A 14,936-nucleotide genomic window follows, 5' to 3' on the forward strand; every position below is an offset into this window, starting at 1 on the left:
GTATCAGCGGCGACGCGGCCGAACGCGCAGCAGCAGTGACAGGCACAGGGCGATGAAGGCCCCTGCGGCGCCCCACAGCATGCGCGAGCTGGTCAGGCTGAATCCGCTGTTCGCCATGGGGTTCGGCCCCGCCAGCGCGCTGCGCGGGTTGTCCGCGGCCACCACGGCGGGCGTGTGCTCGAATCCGGCGACCAGGACCGGGCTGCTGGCTGGCGGCGCCACGTCGGTCCCGGGCTGCTGTCCGGATCCGGCGCCCGCCGCCGCTCCAGCCGGCGGAGCCTGCGACGGCTTCGGGGAACCGGCTGGGCCGCCGGGAGGAGCCGCGCCGCCTGCCGGATTCGTGCTGGCGCCGACCGACACGTTCACGCCCACGGATGCCGAAGGCACCGGCGGTACGACGTGGTTGGCTGGCGCCGTCTGCGTGTTGTCGACGTCGGCCGGTGCGGAACTCGGCGGTGCTGGCGGCGCGGGAGCCGTGTACGTGAACGTCACCGGGGGATCGTCCGTGTCGGTCGCCGCGGGAGTCGACGGCTGGGCCGGGCTCGACGACGGTTGCGCGGGAGTCGTGCTCGGTGGCGCCGAAGTCACCGTGGACGCGCTCGGGCTGGGCGACGCGCTCGCGCTGGTCGTGCCGGAACCGCTCGGCGAGGCGCTCGGGCTCGTCAAGGTCACCGGGTCGAACGTGGCGCCGGTGATCACCCCGGCGCCGTTCATCTTCAGATGCACCGGGTTCGGCAGGTTCAGGAACTGCTGGCAGTTCAGGTTCGTGTACGACTGCTGCAAGCGCATCGCCAGGAACGCGAACAGGTCGGTGGCCGCGGCGGTGTCCGGGGACGTCTGCGGCACCGTCAGCGCGTGGTCCAGCTCGATCCGGGTGACCCCGACCGTGCTCAGATTGGCGCAGTAGTCGGTCGGCGAGCCGGGAACCTGTACCAGCGGCGGCTGGTCCACCCCGGCGCGGTACAGGTCGGTCTTGGCGTCGTCGGTGGCGCCGTTGGCGTCCAGGACCATCGGGTCGCTCAGCGGCACGAGGGCGACCGGGTTCTGCTGATACGCGGCCGCCTGCAGCTCGTTGAGGCCGAGCGCCGTCGCCTGCGTGCCGTTGTCGGCCAGGTTCGGCGCGGTGAAGGGCAGGCAGTTGAGCGCCGGGTCCACGAAGTGGTCGAGCAGCAGGTTGTCGCTGCCGTTCGCGAGCGCCTGGGGCGACTTGCCGGCCAGCTGCGCCGCCGCGGCGTGCGTGTCCTGGGCGGTGCGCCCGTCCGGCAGCACCAGGTAGATCGTGGTCACGTTGTCGCTCTGGTCCTGGTCCACCAGGCCGAAGTCGCGCGTGGTGAGGCACGGCTGGTGGTCGGCGGCGGTGCCCGGCGGCGGGACGGTGAGCTTCCCGGCGGCGATCGCCGCGTTCGCGGCGCTGAAGAACGCGGGCGCGCCGCAGTACGCGAACTGGCCGAAGGGCGAGCCCGGCTGACCGTTGACGCAGGACGACGCGCCCGGGCCCTGGAGCGTGAGCACGTTGCCGTTGAAGCCGAACCAGAGGGCGACGACAGCGTTCGGCGGGAGCGTCGGCACCACCGGCGCGACGGCGGGGGAGGTGCCCTCGTCGGTGACCAGGGGGTCGTACACGGACAGAGCGCCGGTCGCCGGGTCGAGGACCATCCCCTGCACGAAGGCGGCGGTGTTCGGGTTGCCCTCGTTGCACGTCGTGCCGTCGACGCTGACCAGGTGGTACGGCGTGGCCAGCCCGGTCGCGGTGAGGGGCTGGTCCGGAACCTCGAGGGCGCAGTTGACGGCCGGCGGTGCGGCGGCCGCCTGGCCGTTCCCGGCCGGCGCGGCGACCGCGGCCACGGCCGCGCCGAGCGCCATCACGACCGCGAGCAGCCCGGCCTTGGCCAGGCGGGCGGGTATGTGGGGGCGGGCGGAATCCGCGGCCGGGGCGGCCTTGCGGCGGGAGCCCGGGCGCGGGGCGTCGCTTTCCTGCTGGTCGGCGGCGTGCCGCCGGCGGGTTCCGCGCCGGCCGCCCGGCGCGTTGGTATGAGCGCTCTTTCCCGAGTGCTCTGACATCTACTGGACCCCTTGCTTTACGGGCGTGCCGCCGCCGGGGTGCCTGGATGGTCCACGGCGCCCGGCAGGGTGAGGGTTACGGCCGCCTGGTGCGACCCATACCTTGCCAGTCCGGGCGCTCACGGGAACAGTCTTTCCCCGAAAATATTACGTTCGGATAACCCTTCCGCCTCACCCGTTACGCACCGAATCTCCGTGGTACGCCGCCTGATCAGCGATCCGCCGCCCCGGCCCGGCGATCTGACGGTAGATCACTTGTGCGGACGTCAGATCGCCGGGCTCACCGCCGGGTTTAGATGTACAGCCCGGTGGAGAGGGGGCCCTGAATCGCCGGAGCCCCATCGTCGCCGCCATGTGCCGCGCGGGCCCTGAGCGCGTACAGCTCGGCGAGTGTCGCCGACTGCCCCGCCAGCCCCTCGTCACTGCCGAGCCACGCGGCCGCCTCCTGGCGGGGCAGCGGGCCGACCTCGATCTGGGCCAGGCAGCGGCCGGGCCGCACCACCGCCGGGTGCAGCCGCCCGAGCTCCTCGTTGGTGGTGATCGCGACCAGCACGTTCTGGCCCTGGCCGAGCAGTCCGTCGGTCAGGTTCAGCAGCCGGGACAGCGCCTGCCCGGCGGTCTGCTTCGCCCCGCCGCGCACCAGCTCGTCGCAGTCCTCGAGGATCAGCAGCCGCCACTTGCGCTTGTCCGCGTTCGAGCCCGGCCCGTACGCCGCCCCCATGACGACCTGCAGCAGGTAGCCGGGCGAGCCGAGCAGCGCCTCGGGGTCCAGCACGCAGTCGATCTTGCACCAGCGCTGCCAGGCCAGGCCGAGCGCGCGCAGCGCCGAGGTCTTGCCGGTTCCGGGCGGCCCGTGCAGCAGGAGCAGCCGGCCGCCGACCGTGTCGGGAGTGACCGCCATGAGTCGCTCGAGCTGCACCGCGACGCCCGAAGCGTAGTTGCGCCGCACGTCCTTCCACGCCGGGGCGTCGATCGCGCGCACCTGTCGCTGGGCGTTGCCGTTGGCCACGTGCCAGAAGCCCATCTGGACCGCGTCGTCCTTCTTCCGGACGCGCTTGGCGACCAGCTGCGCGGCCCGTTGCGCGACCTCCTGGGCCAGCTGCGCCGAGATCGCGGTGACGGTCGCCATCCCGTTGCCCTGGTTCCAGCGCGTCAGCTCCAGCGTCCAGCCGTCGCCGACGACGACCTGGATCGCGTAGCTCTTGCGCTCGACGCTGCGCAGCACCCGCCCGCCCTCGGGCAGCGTCCACGCGCCCTTCTTGAACTGGGCGATGTCGACGCAGTGCGCGTACGGCTCGCGGCCGTCGGCGAAGGCGGCGTGCCCGAGGTACTGCGCGATGTCGGCCAGCCCGCCGTTCTCCGTGGTCAGACCCCAAGTCAGCCAGCGGGTGCTCGGCTCGGGCACGTCGGGGATCGCGGGGGCCGGGTCCTCCGGCAGCCGGTCCTGCTCGAGCAGCGTGGAGACCCCGGGCTCCGGGGCGTGCGCTTCGGTGGCGCGGGCCTGGTCAATCCTCTCCGCGGTGTGGTTCAGCTCCTCCGGTGCGATGGTCATGGCATTAATGATCAGGGCTCGGATGCCCCGCATCCACCTGATTTTCCGAAACGTGACGGCACCGGACCGCAGATGCAAGGCGCGCCTGCGTTCTCTCCTCGCAAGTGATGACTGAGGGTGGGGTGGTGACGACTTTCCGGATCGGCGAGGCGGCCGATCGCGGTCCTCGCCGCTCTCCGCGAACGCCGGCTCGCGGTCCGGTGGCGCCGTGTCGCACGGTGAACCGCGGGCGACTCACCGCGACGCCTGTCAGCGTGATCGTTGCTGATTCTGCACCGTGTGTCGCGTCCCGTGTGCGCGCTGTTCATCAACCTCCGACCGGCAATTACTTTCCGATCTGAAGATTGGTCTAGACCTTGACGGCGGCTTCGGGAGGGCGCACAGTGGGCTTTTGACGGTGCTGGTTTCTCGATCGAGTGCGGCGATCAAACGAGCGAGATAGAGGTGATCGGCCGTGCGGCGCCAAGCCCGCCGTCTGGCCCGTCAGATGTGGACCACAGTCGGCCCGTTGTCGGGCCTTGTCGCTGAACGGCCTGCGCGGCTGTTGCCCGGGCCGCTCGATCGATTCGTCATCACCGTGCTGCCGAGCCCGACCGCCGTGGCCGACGCCCGGCGGCTGACCATGAACACCCTCGACCGGTGGGGACTGGCCGAGCGCGCCGCCGACGCGGCCGTGGTGGTGAGCGAACTGGCCGGCAACGCCTTCAGGCACGGTCGCGCCCCGGTGCGCCTGGTGCTGCGCTGCGAGGCGTCCGCCTTAGGACCCGCCGCGGCGTGCAGCGTCCGCGACGCCGGCAAGTGGAGCGGCGCCGGCATCCCGGACCGCGCCGCGCTGGAGGCCGCCATCTGCTCCGAGAGCGGGCGGGGGCTGTACATCGCCCGGGAACTGGCCGACTCGTTGACGGTGCGCACCGCCCGCTACCGTCCGGGCACCGTCGTCACCGCGACGTTCACCGTGCGCCACAGCTCACACTGAGACGGCGCCGAGTCGCTGATCCTGTCCGGCAACCTCACCGCGAAGTACTACAGCACCAGCGTTGACTACGGCGTCTTCGACAACGACCCGACGGACGTGTCGGCGATCGAGCGTGTCTTCAACGCCGACTACAAGCACAGCTCGGTGACCCCCGGCGACGGCGACAACCTGCTGTGGTCTCCCACCGACGCCGAGTCGCGCCTGCTGTCGGTCGTCAACCGCGCCACCACCACGCTCGACGTCGATGAGGAGGAGTTCAGCGACACCACTCTCACCAACGCGATCGCGGCCCGGGCCGCGGCAGGCGTCACCGTGCGCGTGGTCGTGGAGCACCCGTCCTCGTACTCCTCCGAGATCTCGAACGTCGACTCGTCCGGCGGCTCGGTGGTCGGCTACTCCAGCAGCACCGGAACGTATATCCACGCCAAGGCGATCGTCGCCGACTACGGCCTGTCCACCCAGCAGGTCGAGGTCGGCTCGATGAACTTCTCCGCCAACTCGGTCGGCAGCAACCGCGAACTCGGGATCATCCTGACCGACCAGGGCGTCGCGGACACCGTCGAGAACCAGTTCAACAGCGACTTCTCGAACGGCACGCCGCAGTAGCCACACCCTGCCGCGCGGTTGAGCGGTACTAGAGAGCCGAGCATCACGGCGGCCCGGGTCCCGGCGCGGACCCGGACCGCCGCACGCAGATTTCGGGCAGCTCGGGCTCGCGCGGGAGCAACCGAGACGCTTCGGGCGATCTCCGGGCGCTGGTACGTCGGTACCACAGGACTCCGGCGGCATGTAACTTGGGTGGGTGAGCATCTTCTTCGACCTGTTCAACCCGAACAACCGCAACCGCACCGAAGAGCTGCGGCGGTTGGAGAACACGCGCGAGGAGGAGGCACAGGGCGAGCCCGGACGCGGCCCGATCGACCTGAAGTCCGGCATGGTCGTCATCCGCCCGCCCGCCAAGAAGCCCGAAGCGGCACCGGCGCGGGAAGAAGCCGATTCCGCCACCGACGCCGATGACACCGACCCCGATGACACCGCCCCTGATGACGAGGACGCCGCCGCCCCCGTCGAGGGGGACGGCGGCGCCTGATCGCGTCCGTCGCCCGGCGGCCGGTCGTCAGGCCGCCATCACCTGCGCGCCGGATCCGGCGGTCGCCGGGGTGAGCGCCAGGCCCAGCACCTCGCGGACGTCGGAGACCAGGTGGATCTCCAGCGCCTCGCGCACCTCCTCGGGCACGTCGTCCAGGTCCGGCTCGTTGCGCTTCGGCAGCAGCACCGTGGTCGCCCCGGCCCGCTGCGCGGCCAGCAGCTTCTGCTTGACCCCGCCGATCGGCAGCACCCGCCCGGTCAGCGACACCTCGCCGGTCATCGCCACCTCGGCGCGCACCGGCCGGCCCGACAGCAGCGACCCGAGGGCCGTCACCATCGTCACGCCCGCGCTCGGGCCGTCCTTCGGGACCGCGCCGGCCGGCACGTGGATGTGCACGCCGCGCTCCTTCAGGTCACCCACGGGCAGTTCCAGCTCCGCGCCGTGCGAGCGCAGGTAGGACAGCGCGATCTGGGCTGACTCCTTCATCACGTCGCCCAGCTGCCCGGTCAGGCTCACCCCGGTCGACCCGGTCTCCGGATCGGCCAGCGAGGCCTCCACGAACAGCACCTCGCCGCCCGCGCCGGTCACCGCCAGCCCGGTCGCGACGCCCGGCACCGCGGTGCGCTCGGCAGTCTCCGGGGTGTGCCGCGGCCGCCCGATGTAGTCGCGCAGCGAGTCCGCGCCGACCGTCACCGGCAGCTCGATGCTGGATGCGGCCGCCTTGGCCGCGATCTTGCGCAGCACCCGCGCTACTGCCCGCTCCAGGTCGCGCACGCCCGCCTCGCGGGTGTACTCGGCCGCCAGGCGGCGCAGCGCGTCGTCACCGAACGCGACCTCGTCGCCGGTCAGGCCGGCCCGGTCGAGCTGGCGGCGCAGCAGGTGGTCGCGGGCGATGACGACCTTCTCGTCCTCGGTGTAGCCGTCGAGCCGGACCAGCTCCATCCGGTCCAGCAGCGGCCCCGGGATCGACTCGAGCACGTTGGCGGTGGCCAGGAAGACCACGTCGCTCAGGTCCAGCTCGAGCTCTAGGTAGTGGTCGCGGAAGGTGTGGTTCTGCGCCGGGTCCAGCACCTCGAGCAGCGCCGCGGTCGGGTCGCCCCGGTAGTCCGCGCCGACCTTGTCGACCTCGTCCAGCAGGATGACCGGGTTCATCGTCCCGGCCTCCTTGATCGCGCGCACGATCCGGCCGGGCAGCGCGCCGACGTAGGTGCGCCGGTGGCCGCGGATCTCGGCCTCGTCCCGGACGCCGCCGAGGGCGACCCGGGTGAACTTGCGGCCCATGGCCCGGGCGACCGACTCGCCGAGCGAGGTCTTGCCGACCCCGGGCGGTCCGACCAGCGCCAGCACGGCGCCGGAGCGGCGGCCCTCCACGATGCCGAGACCGCGGTCCGCCCGCCGCTTGCGCACGGCCAGGTATTCCACGATCCGGTCCTTGACGTCGTCCAGGCCGGAGTGGTCGGCGTCCAGGACCTCGCGCGCGGCCTTGATGTCATAGGCGTCCTCGGTGCGCTCGTTCCAGGGCAGCTCGAGGACGGTGTCCAGCCAGGTGCGGATCCAGCCGGCGTCGGGAGCCTGCTCGCCGCCGCGCTCGAGCTTGTCGACCTCCTTGAGCGCCGCCTCGCGCGCCTTCTCGGGCAGGTTCGCGGCCTCGACCCGGGCGCGGTAGTCGTCCTTCTCGTCGGCCGGGCGGCCGTCGAGCTCGGCCAGCTCCTTGCGGATGGCCTCCAGCTGGCGGCGCAGCAGGAACTCGCGCTGCTGCTTCTCCATGCCTTCGTTGACGTCCTTGCGGATGGTCTCGGTGACGTCCAGCTCGGCCAGGTACTCGCGCGCCCAGGCCAGCACGGTCTCCAGCCGCTTGGCCGGGTCCTCCGTCTCCAGCAGCTCGACCTTCTGCTCGAGCGTCAGGTACGAGGCGTATCCGGCGGAGTCGGCCAGCGCGGACGGGTCCTGGATCTGCCGGACGACGTCGATCACCTGGAACGCGCCGCGCTGCTGCAGGATGCGGACCGCCAGCTCGCGGTAGGTGTCGGCCAGCTCGCGGGCGTGCTGGGTGATGGCCGGCTCGGGCAGGATCTCGGCCAGCACCCACAGCGCCGCGCCGGGCCCCGTGGTGCCGCGGCCGATCCGGGCCCGGCGGGTGCCGCGCAGGACCGCCACGGCCTGGCCGCCGCGCAGCCGGCCGGTCTGCTCGATGACGGCGAGCGTGCCGTAGTTCGCGTATTTCCCGTCGGGGCGCGGCACCAACAGGAGCTCGGGGGATTCGGACTGCTCGGCGCGGGCCGCGTCGATCGCGGCGCTGACCTCGCGGTCGGTCAGGTCGAGGGGGACCACCATGCCCGGGAGCACGACCGCGTCGTCGAGCGGCAGAACGGGCAGGGCTCGGGTGGTCGGGGCGAGGGCCACGGTCAGCTCCTAGCGTCGGCGGAACTTGAGTCTGCCCTGCTCAACTTCCGCCGCGCCGTAACTGTTCCGGAACCCTGTTCGCTGTCAGCGAGCAGGCGGGTTCGTCGCGATCGCGGCGTCGATCTGCGCGGCCATGTCCAGGTCGCGGGCGGTCACCCGGCCCCCCACGTCGTGCGTGCTGAGCGCGAAGGTGAGGGTGCGCCAGCGGATGTCGATGTCGGGATGGTGCTTGGCCTGCTCGGCGAGCACGGCGACCACGTTGACCACGTGGATGGCCGCCGGGAAGTCCTCGGCGTCGTAAGTGCGGCGGATCGCCCCGCCGTCGAAGGTCCAGCCGTCCAGTCCCTTCAGCGCGCTTTCCACTGCGTCGCGGGAGAGGGGTTCAATCTGCACCGTTGCCTCCTGAGGTCGATTCGTCGGTCGCTGGGAGCGTTGGGACTGGTCGCTGGAGCTCTGTGACATTAGATGCTGAGTCGTTCGGTGCTGCTTGATCGGGCTCACCGTCCCGGTGGACGGCCACCGGCTGGATCGACACGGCGTTTTGGGCCGCCCACGTGCGGGCGTGGGCGATGCGGGCCGGGACCGGCGGGTGCGTTCCGGCCATCGCGAGCTCGAGTCGGCTCGGCCGCAGGTCGGCGACGCCGCGCACGGCCAGCGTGCGCCAGGTGGAGACCATGGCCGCCGGGTCGCGCGTCACATCCAGCGCGAAGCCGTCCGCGCGCGCCTCGACTCTGCGGCTATAGGCGTTGTACAGCGGTGTGCCGAAGCCGCCCAAAACGGTCGCGAGGGCGACGACCAGCGCCAGTGAGCGCGGGTCGGATGCCGCCCGCCAGGGGCCGGAGCCCGTCGCTGCGGCCGGGTCGATCCCGGCAGCGGCGAGCAGCCCGGTCCAGCGCAGCGCAGCGGCGAGGACCAGGGTGAGCACGGCCATTCCGGCGGCGCCGACCGCCGTCCCCGCCACGACGTCGCGCCGTTTGGCGTGGCCGAGTTCGTGCGCCGCGATGGCGGTGATCTCCTCGGGGGCGGCTTGGTCCACGGTCGTGTCCCAGACGACGATGCGTCGCGTACGGCCCATGCCGGAGACGTAGGCGTTCATCGAGTTGGTGCGCCGCGAGGCGTCGCTGACCAGGATGTCGCGCACCGCGACGCCGGTGGTCGCGGCGAGGGCGAGCAGGCGCTCGCGTAGCGGTCCGGCCGGCATGGGGGAGAACCGGTTGAACACGGGCTCGAGGACGATCGGAACCAGGAAGGAGACCAGGAAGACGAAACCGGCGGCCGCGGCCGCCGCGGCGAGCCACCAGGTGCCGGGCAGCGCCCGCATCAGCCCGTAGAACCCGGTCGAGACCCCCGCCAGCAGGACAACGCCGATGAGGAAGCCCTTGACCGCGTCGAGCCAGAACAGCCGCCAGGACCGGTTGGACAGCCCCCAGGACCTGTTGGCGATCTCGAACCTGGCCGCCAGCGGCAGGCCGACCACGCTCAGCACGAGGTCGAGCGCGACCGCCCCGAGCGCGGCCGTCGCGGCCCAGCCGCCACCGGCTATCCGGCCGGCCGCGTGGATCAGGTGCGCGCCGAGCGCGGTGAATCCGAGGACGCACACCGCCGCCAGGTCGATCGCCGCCGAGACGATGCGCAGCGGGAGCATCGCGCGCTTGCGCCGCCGCGACCGCTCGATCTGGGCCGGGGTGAAGTCGTCCTCCAACGCGTATTGCACGCCGCCCATTCTCTCGCCGGAGGCCTCCAAATGCCCCTCTTCGGCGTAACCGGAGCGGCGGAAAAAGCTCGTGCAGCGCCGAACGCGCCCGCTCGTCGGCCACCGCGCGGCTTGACGCGGTTTCGCTGTGAAAGATCACAGTGCCGCGCGGTAAAGTTACCGTCAAGTAGCTACCCGCTTGTGACGTTTGGGCATGGTAGGGCCCCACGACTCGCCTTACGATCCGACCCATGACTGGTGACGCGGAACAGCCGCAGGGCGATTTCGACTACGACGTCCTGGTCGTCGGCTCCGGCTTCGGCGGCTCGGTGACGGCGCTGCGGCTCACCGAGAAGGGCTACCGCGTGGGCGTCCTCGAGGCGGGCCGCCGGTTCGCCGACCACGAGTTCGCCGAGAACTCGTGGCACCTCAAGGAGTTTCTGTTCGCCCCGGGGCTCGGCATGACCGGGATCCAGCGCATCCACCGGCTCGACAACGCGCTGATCCTGGCCGGCGCGGGCGTCGGCGGCGGCTCGCTGGTCTACGCGAACACCCTCTACCGGCCGCTGCCCGCGTTCTTCCGGGACCGGCAGTGGCGGGACATCGCCGACTGGGAGGCGGAACTCGGTCCCTACTACGACCAGGCGCAGCGCATGCTCGGCGTCGTGACATATCAGCGCACGACGCCCGCCGACGTCGAGTTGCGGCGCGTCGCGGAACAGATGGGCGTCGGCGGGACGTACCACAAGGCTCCCGTGGGAGTGTTCTTCGGCACCGGCGACGAGCCCGAGGGCACCTCGGTGCCCGACCCGTTCTTCGGCGGCGCCGGACCGAGCCGCCGGACCTGCACGCACTGCGGCGAGTGCATGACCGGCTGCCGCCACAACGCCAAGAACACCCTCGTCAAGAACTACCTCTACCTCGCCGAGAAGAACGGCGCCGAGATCCATCCGCTGCGCACCGTCGTCGACGTCGTCCCGCTCGACGGCGGCGGATACCGGGTGACGGCCGCCGCGACCGGCAAGCGCTCGAAGAAAGCGCGCCGCGTCTACACGGCCGAGCAGGTGGTGTTCTCGGCAGGGGCCTACAACACCCAGAAGCTGTTGCACCGCCTGCGCTTCACCGGCCGCCTGCCCGGCTTGTCGACCGCGCTCGGCGAACTCACCCGCACCAACTCCGAGGCCCTGCTCGGCGCCTCCGCGACCGACGACCGGACGAACTTCTCCGAAGGCGTGGCCATCACCTCGTCGATCCATCCGGACGCGAATACGCACATCGAACCGGTGCGCTACGGCCGGGGCAGCAACTCGATGAGCCTCCTGCGCGTGCCGCTGACCGACGGCGGCGGCCGGATTCCGCGACTGCTCAAGGCGTTCGGCGAGATCGCGCGGCATCCGCGCTACGCCCCGCGCCTGCTCACGACGCACAAGTTCGCCGAGCGCACGGTGATCCTGCTGGTCATGCAGTCCCTGGACAACTCGCTCAGCGCCTACCCGCACCGCACCCTGTTCGGCCGCGTCAAGATCAAGAGCCGACAGGGGCACGGCGAGCCGAACCCGGACTGGATCCCGGCCGCCAACCAAGCAGCCCGGCTGCTCGCGGACAACATCAAGGGAGTCCCCGGCGGTACGGTCGGCGACCTGTTCGGCATGCCGCTGACCGCGCACATCCTCGGCGGCTGCGTCCTCGGCGCCGACCCTCGGACCGGTGTCGTCGACCCCTACCATCGGGTCTTCGGATATGAGGGCTTACACGTCGTGGACGGCTCGGCAGTCCCGGCGAATCTGGGCGTGAACCCCGCGCTGACCATCACGGCGATGGCGGAGCGGGCGATGGCGATGTGGCCCAACAAGGGCGACGCAGACGCCCGCCCGCGCCCCGACGAGGCCTATCGGAAGGTCGTCCCGGTCGCGCCGCACCATCCGGCGGTGCCGGAGGCCGCCCCGGGCGCGCTACGCCTCCCGATCGTCGGCGTGTCCTGATAACGCCGGTTGCGCCGACGCTGACGCTGACACGGTGGCCGTCTGTCCCGGCTCCGGCGGCGGGAAGTCATCGCCCAGCCTGAAGGCGAACTGCGACGGCCCGTTCTCGCGCAGGTAGACCAGCCGCTCTTGGGCCTCCGCGACGGTGGGCCGGTGCCCGGCCGGCACCCACCACAGCGCCGTCACCGCCTCGTCGAGCCGCTCGAACCACTCGCGCCGCCGTCTCAGCACCGCGCGATGGCCGTCGCCGTACACGAAATCGAACAGCGCGAGCGGGCTCGTCCACACCGAGGCGTTCACGATCAGCCACTCGTCGTCGAAGATCCGCAGCGCCGTCGCGTCCGAGCCGCTGTCCGAGACGAGCCGCCACACGAAGCCGGGCGCGGCCTCCGCGAGCGCGTTGACCCGCTCGAGCCCGGCGACGAAGTCCGCCAGCCGCGGCGAGTCGAGGGGTTCGAGGAGCCGCGCGATGTTCACCTGGGCGAGTTCGAAGGCTTGGTCCACCGGCTCACGGTAACTTCCGCCCCGGTTCCGCGCCCCTGAATATCGGTTCGGAGGTGGACCGCGGCCGGCACCGTCCCCGGCTACGCCGCCGATCCCTCCGGAGCGCTGCGCTCCTCGACCTTCTACTTCAAGACCCTTTCAATGCCGGATCGCGGACGGTCCGATCTGGCATGATGCGAGAAATCCGGCGCGGAGCCCCGGCGCCGGACGGTCCGATGGGAGGACGCGCAATGCCCCGAGCCGAGGCCAACGGCATCGAACTCGAGTACGACACCTTCGGCGACCCGGCGGATCCCACCCTCCTGCTGATCATGGGCCTGGGCACGCAGCTGACCGGGTGGCCGCCGGAGTTCTGCCGGCTGCTGGCCGGGCGGGGCTTCCACGTGGTGCGGTTCGACAACCGGGACATCGGGCTGTCCACCCAGTTCGACCACCTGCCGACCCCCGACCTGTTCGCGATCATGACGGGCGACGCGTCCACCGCGCCGTACCTGCTCGAAGACTTCGCCCACGACGCGGCCGGGCTGCTCGACGCGCTCGGCGTGGACCGCGCGCACATCGTCGGCGCCTCGATGGGCGGCATGATCGCACAGGAGTTGGTGATGAAGTACCCCAAGCGGGTGCTGTCGCTGTGCTCGATCATGTCGACCACCGGCGACCGCGCGGTGGGCCAGCCGAGCGCGGCGGCGATGGCGGCTCTGCTCCTGCCCGCCGCTACTGACCGCGCTGGCGCGGTCGAGCGGGGCGTCAAGGTGCTCAAGGTGATCAGCTCGCCCGGGTATCCGCCGACGGAGCAGTGGATGCGCGAGCGGACCGGCGAGGGCTACGACCGCGCCTACCGCCCGGCGGGCGGCATGCGCCAGCTCGCGGCGCTCGTCGCCTCCCCGGACCGCACCCCGGCGCTGCGCGAGGTGACCGTGCCGACCGTCGTGATCCACGGCGAGGCGGACCAGCTGGTCGACGTCAGCGGCGGCAAGGCGACCGCGGCGGCGATCCCGGGGGCCGAACTGGTGCTGTACCCCGGCCTGGGACACGACCTGCCCGAAGCGCTGTGGACGCCGATTATCGACGTCATCGCGCGCAACGCCGCCCGCGCCGGCTAAGCGTCCGCGCAGACCCTCACGCCGCCCGCAGGATCCTCGACCGACCGACCGAACGCGGCCCGGTCTGGCAGACTCGATCTCCATGACGTCTCCAACGCCGCAGCAGCAGGATCTGCAAGAGCCGAACGAGTGGTTCGCGTCGCTGCCGAAAGTGGCGCTGTCCGCGAACGCGGTCCTGCGCGACGAGTCCGGGTGGATCGCCTTGGTGCGCAACACCTACCGCAACGGCTGGTCCCTTCCCGGCGGCGTGGTGGACGACAACGAGCCTCCGGCGGCGGCCTGCGCGCGCGAGCTGGAGGAGGAGCTGGGTTTCCGCGTCGCCGAGGTCGGGCCGCTGCTCGCGGTGCAGTGGGCGCGGCGCTCGCCCGGCAGCTCGATGCAGTTCCTGAGCCTCACCTTCGACGTCGGGGTGTGCGAGGACCCGGCGGATCTGGTCGCGCAGCCCGATGAGATCGCCGAGATCGGGTTCTTCCCGATCGACAAGCTTCCCGACGGCACCCGTCCGTTCATCGCCCGCCGACTGCGCGCGATTCATAAGGCAGAGGGCGCGTTGGTCTACCTCGAAGAGACGGCCGCGGCTTAACGGGCACGGTGTTAATAGGCGCTGTGTAGCGGGCCCGTTGTGGTGGCTGGGGCTCCGGTTCAGTCGCCGGAGTTGCCGTTGCCGCCGCCGTTGGTGGGGCTCGCCTGTACGGCCTGGCCGTTCATCCCGGTCCCGGCGATGAGGGTGGCGATCAGATTGCCGTCGCCGTCCGGATCGCGTCGTACCCGGGCCCACACGACGGCGCCCGGGACCAGGTCGGACGGCGAGAACGGCTGCGCCTGCGTGCCGAACTGGGTCTGCGAGTTGACCTGCACGGTCACGGTCGCGCCCCGGGTGGTGGTCGCCGTGAACGAGGTGTTGCCGACGTCGATGACGGACAGCATCGTCAGAGTTCCGCGAGCGGTGGTCATCGGCATCTGAGATGGCTGGGTCGAGGAGCCGTTACCGCCCGAGCCCATGTCGGTGCCGGAGCTGGGGCCGGACCCCATGTTCGGCGAGGAATCCGTACTCGAACTCATCCCCGGGTTACCGGCACTGGCGCCGGCGCCGCTGCTCGCGCTGGGGCTCGGCGCCATCGTCGGCGGCACCGCAGCCGTCGCCTGCGTGCCTCCGGAAGGTCGCGTCGCCGCATACACGCCGGCGCCGAGTCCGACCACGAACAAGACCATCCCGACGAACACGACCGTCGAGCGCAGCTTTCCCCTGCCACTCGGCGGCGGAGGGGTCACGCCGCCGACCAGCCTGGTCGGCTCGGTCCCGTATTCGTACCCGTAGCCCGGGCTGTATTCGTACTCGTGGATCGGAGCCGTGGCCTCGTAGCCGTCGGCCTCCTGCTCCGCCATCCGCCGCGCCCGCAGCGCGTCGAAGTCCGCGAGCGGATCCTGTCCGGCGCGCGACGCGCCGAGGCCGCGCTCGTCGTGATTCGACACGGAAGATACCTTCTCCACTCGACAAACTCTGACCTGGCAAGTGCACCGCGCACGCCGTAAGCACGACGTCAGCGCGCTGCATCAAAGGATCAAAGGCAC

The 14,936-nt window shown here is 71.4% G+C and carries 13 protein-coding genes; 6 read left to right on the plus strand and 7 right to left on the minus strand.

Going from position 1 to position 14,936, the window contains the following annotated elements; translation table 11 throughout:
• Positions 1–3 precede the first annotated feature (3 nt).
• Both VGZ32_RS02400 and VGZ32_RS02405 read right to left on the minus strand, forming a co-directional pair.
• On the minus strand, positions 4–2,061 hold the full coding sequence (locus VGZ32_RS02400) for a hypothetical protein (protein WP_326884110.1): 2,058 nt from the start codon (positions 2,059–2,061) through the stop codon (positions 4–6).
• A gap of 292 nt (positions 2,062–2,353) precedes the next feature.
• The gene (locus VGZ32_RS02405; RefSeq protein WP_326884111.1) at positions 2,354–3,613 is read right to left on the minus strand and encodes a DUF5925 domain-containing protein; all 1,260 of its coding nucleotides are present in this window, start codon (positions 3,611–3,613) and stop codon (positions 2,354–2,356) included.
• A gap of 454 nt (positions 3,614–4,067) precedes the next feature.
• On the opposite strand from VGZ32_RS02405, the gene VGZ32_RS02410 reads away from it, so the two are divergent.
• The 3 genes from VGZ32_RS02410 to VGZ32_RS02420 all read left to right on the plus strand — a co-directional run bounded on the left by VGZ32_RS02410 (position 4,068) and on the right by VGZ32_RS02420 (position 5,679).
• Positions 4,068–4,589, plus strand: coding sequence for an ATP-binding protein (locus VGZ32_RS02410; protein ID WP_326884112.1), 522 nt, complete (start codon positions 4,068–4,070; stop codon positions 4,587–4,589).
• A 96-nt stretch (positions 4,590–4,685) separates the two neighbouring features.
• The gene (locus VGZ32_RS02415; RefSeq protein WP_326884113.1) at positions 4,686–5,195 is read left to right on the plus strand and encodes a phospholipase D-like domain-containing protein; all 510 of its coding nucleotides are present in this window, start codon (positions 4,686–4,688) and stop codon (positions 5,193–5,195) included.
• Positions 5,196–5,391: 196 nt separating this feature from the next.
• Positions 5,392–5,679, plus strand: a complete 288-nt coding sequence (locus VGZ32_RS02420) for a DUF6191 domain-containing protein (protein WP_326884114.1) — start codon at positions 5,392–5,394, stop codon at positions 5,677–5,679.
• Between the two features lie 27 nt (positions 5,680–5,706).
• Here the strand turns inward: VGZ32_RS02420 and lon are convergent, their stop codons facing one another.
• The 3 genes from lon to VGZ32_RS02435 form a co-directional block, all read right to left on the minus strand.
• Positions 5,707–8,013: an endopeptidase La gene (gene lon / locus VGZ32_RS02425; RefSeq protein WP_349263459.1), complete on the minus strand. Its 2,307-nt coding sequence runs from the start codon at positions 8,011–8,013 to the stop codon at positions 5,707–5,709.
• A 153-nt stretch (positions 8,014–8,166) separates the two neighbouring features.
• The gene (locus VGZ32_RS02430) at positions 8,167–8,475 is read right to left on the minus strand and encodes a 4a-hydroxytetrahydrobiopterin dehydratase (RefSeq protein WP_326884117.1); all 309 of its coding nucleotides are present in this window, start codon (positions 8,473–8,475) and stop codon (positions 8,167–8,169) included.
• Complete coding sequence (locus VGZ32_RS02435; RefSeq protein ID WP_326884118.1) at positions 8,465–9,796, minus strand: M48 family metallopeptidase; 1,332 nt, start codon at positions 9,794–9,796, stop codon at positions 8,465–8,467. The genes VGZ32_RS02430 and VGZ32_RS02435 overlap by 11 nt, the downstream gene beginning before the upstream one ends.
• Before the next feature lie 230 nt (positions 9,797–10,026).
• Between VGZ32_RS02435 and VGZ32_RS02440 the strand changes: the two genes are divergently transcribed.
• Positions 10,027–11,757 carry a GMC family oxidoreductase gene (locus tag VGZ32_RS02440; RefSeq protein WP_326884119.1) on the plus strand — a complete coding sequence of 577 codons (1,731 nt, stop codon included), beginning with the start codon at positions 10,027–10,029 and terminating at the stop codon, positions 11,755–11,757.
• On the opposite strand, the gene VGZ32_RS02445 is transcribed toward VGZ32_RS02440, so the two are convergent.
• Positions 11,728–12,261 carry a DUF3291 domain-containing protein gene (locus VGZ32_RS02445; protein WP_326884120.1) on the minus strand — a complete coding sequence of 178 codons (534 nt, stop codon included), beginning with the start codon at positions 12,259–12,261 and terminating at the stop codon, positions 11,728–11,730. The two genes, VGZ32_RS02440 and VGZ32_RS02445, sit on opposite strands and share 30 nt — an antisense overlap.
• Before the next feature lie 230 nt (positions 12,262–12,491).
• Here VGZ32_RS02445 and VGZ32_RS02450 point away from each other — a divergent pair, with 230 nt between their 5' ends.
• Both VGZ32_RS02450 and VGZ32_RS02455 read left to right on the plus strand, forming a co-directional pair.
• A complete protein-coding gene (locus VGZ32_RS02450; protein ID WP_326884121.1) occupies positions 12,492–13,364 on the plus strand; it encodes an alpha/beta fold hydrolase in 873 nt (290 codons plus the stop codon).
• An 82-nt stretch (positions 13,365–13,446) separates the two neighbouring features.
• Positions 13,447–13,947 carry an NUDIX domain-containing protein gene (locus VGZ32_RS02455; RefSeq protein ID WP_326884122.1) on the plus strand — a complete coding sequence of 167 codons (501 nt, stop codon included), beginning with the start codon at positions 13,447–13,449 and terminating at the stop codon, positions 13,945–13,947.
• Between the two features lie 59 nt (positions 13,948–14,006).
• Here the strand turns inward: VGZ32_RS02455 and VGZ32_RS02460 are convergent, their stop codons facing one another.
• Positions 14,007–14,837, minus strand: coding sequence for a hypothetical protein (locus tag VGZ32_RS02460; protein ID WP_326884123.1), 831 nt, complete (start codon positions 14,835–14,837; stop codon positions 14,007–14,009).
• Between the last annotated feature and the right edge of the window lie 99 nt (positions 14,838–14,936).

Origin of the sequence: Actinocrinis sp., from assembly GCF_035938995.1 — a bacterium.
Lineage (GTDB): Bacteria > Actinomycetota > Actinomycetes > Streptomycetales > Catenulisporaceae > DASZGI01.

Coding starts and splice junctions, on each gene's coding strand:
- VGZ32_RS02400 (WP_326884110.1), bottom strand. CDS start 2,061: ATGTCAGAGCACTCGGGAAAGAGCGCTCATACCAACGCGCCGGGCGGC.
- VGZ32_RS02405 (WP_326884111.1), bottom strand. CDS start 3,613: ATGACCATCGCACCGGAGGAGCTGAACCACACCGCGGAGAGGATTGAC.
- lon (WP_349263459.1), bottom strand. CDS start 8,013: ATGGTGGTCCCCCTCGACCTGACCGACCGCGAGGTCAGCGCCGCGATC.
- VGZ32_RS02440 (WP_326884119.1), top strand. CDS start 10,027: ATGACTGGTGACGCGGAACAGCCGCAGGGCGATTTCGACTACGACGTC.
- VGZ32_RS02450 (WP_326884121.1), top strand. CDS start 12,492: ATGCCCCGAGCCGAGGCCAACGGCATCGAACTCGAGTACGACACCTTC.
- VGZ32_RS02455 (WP_326884122.1), top strand. CDS start 13,447: ATGACGTCTCCAACGCCGCAGCAGCAGGATCTGCAAGAGCCGAACGAG.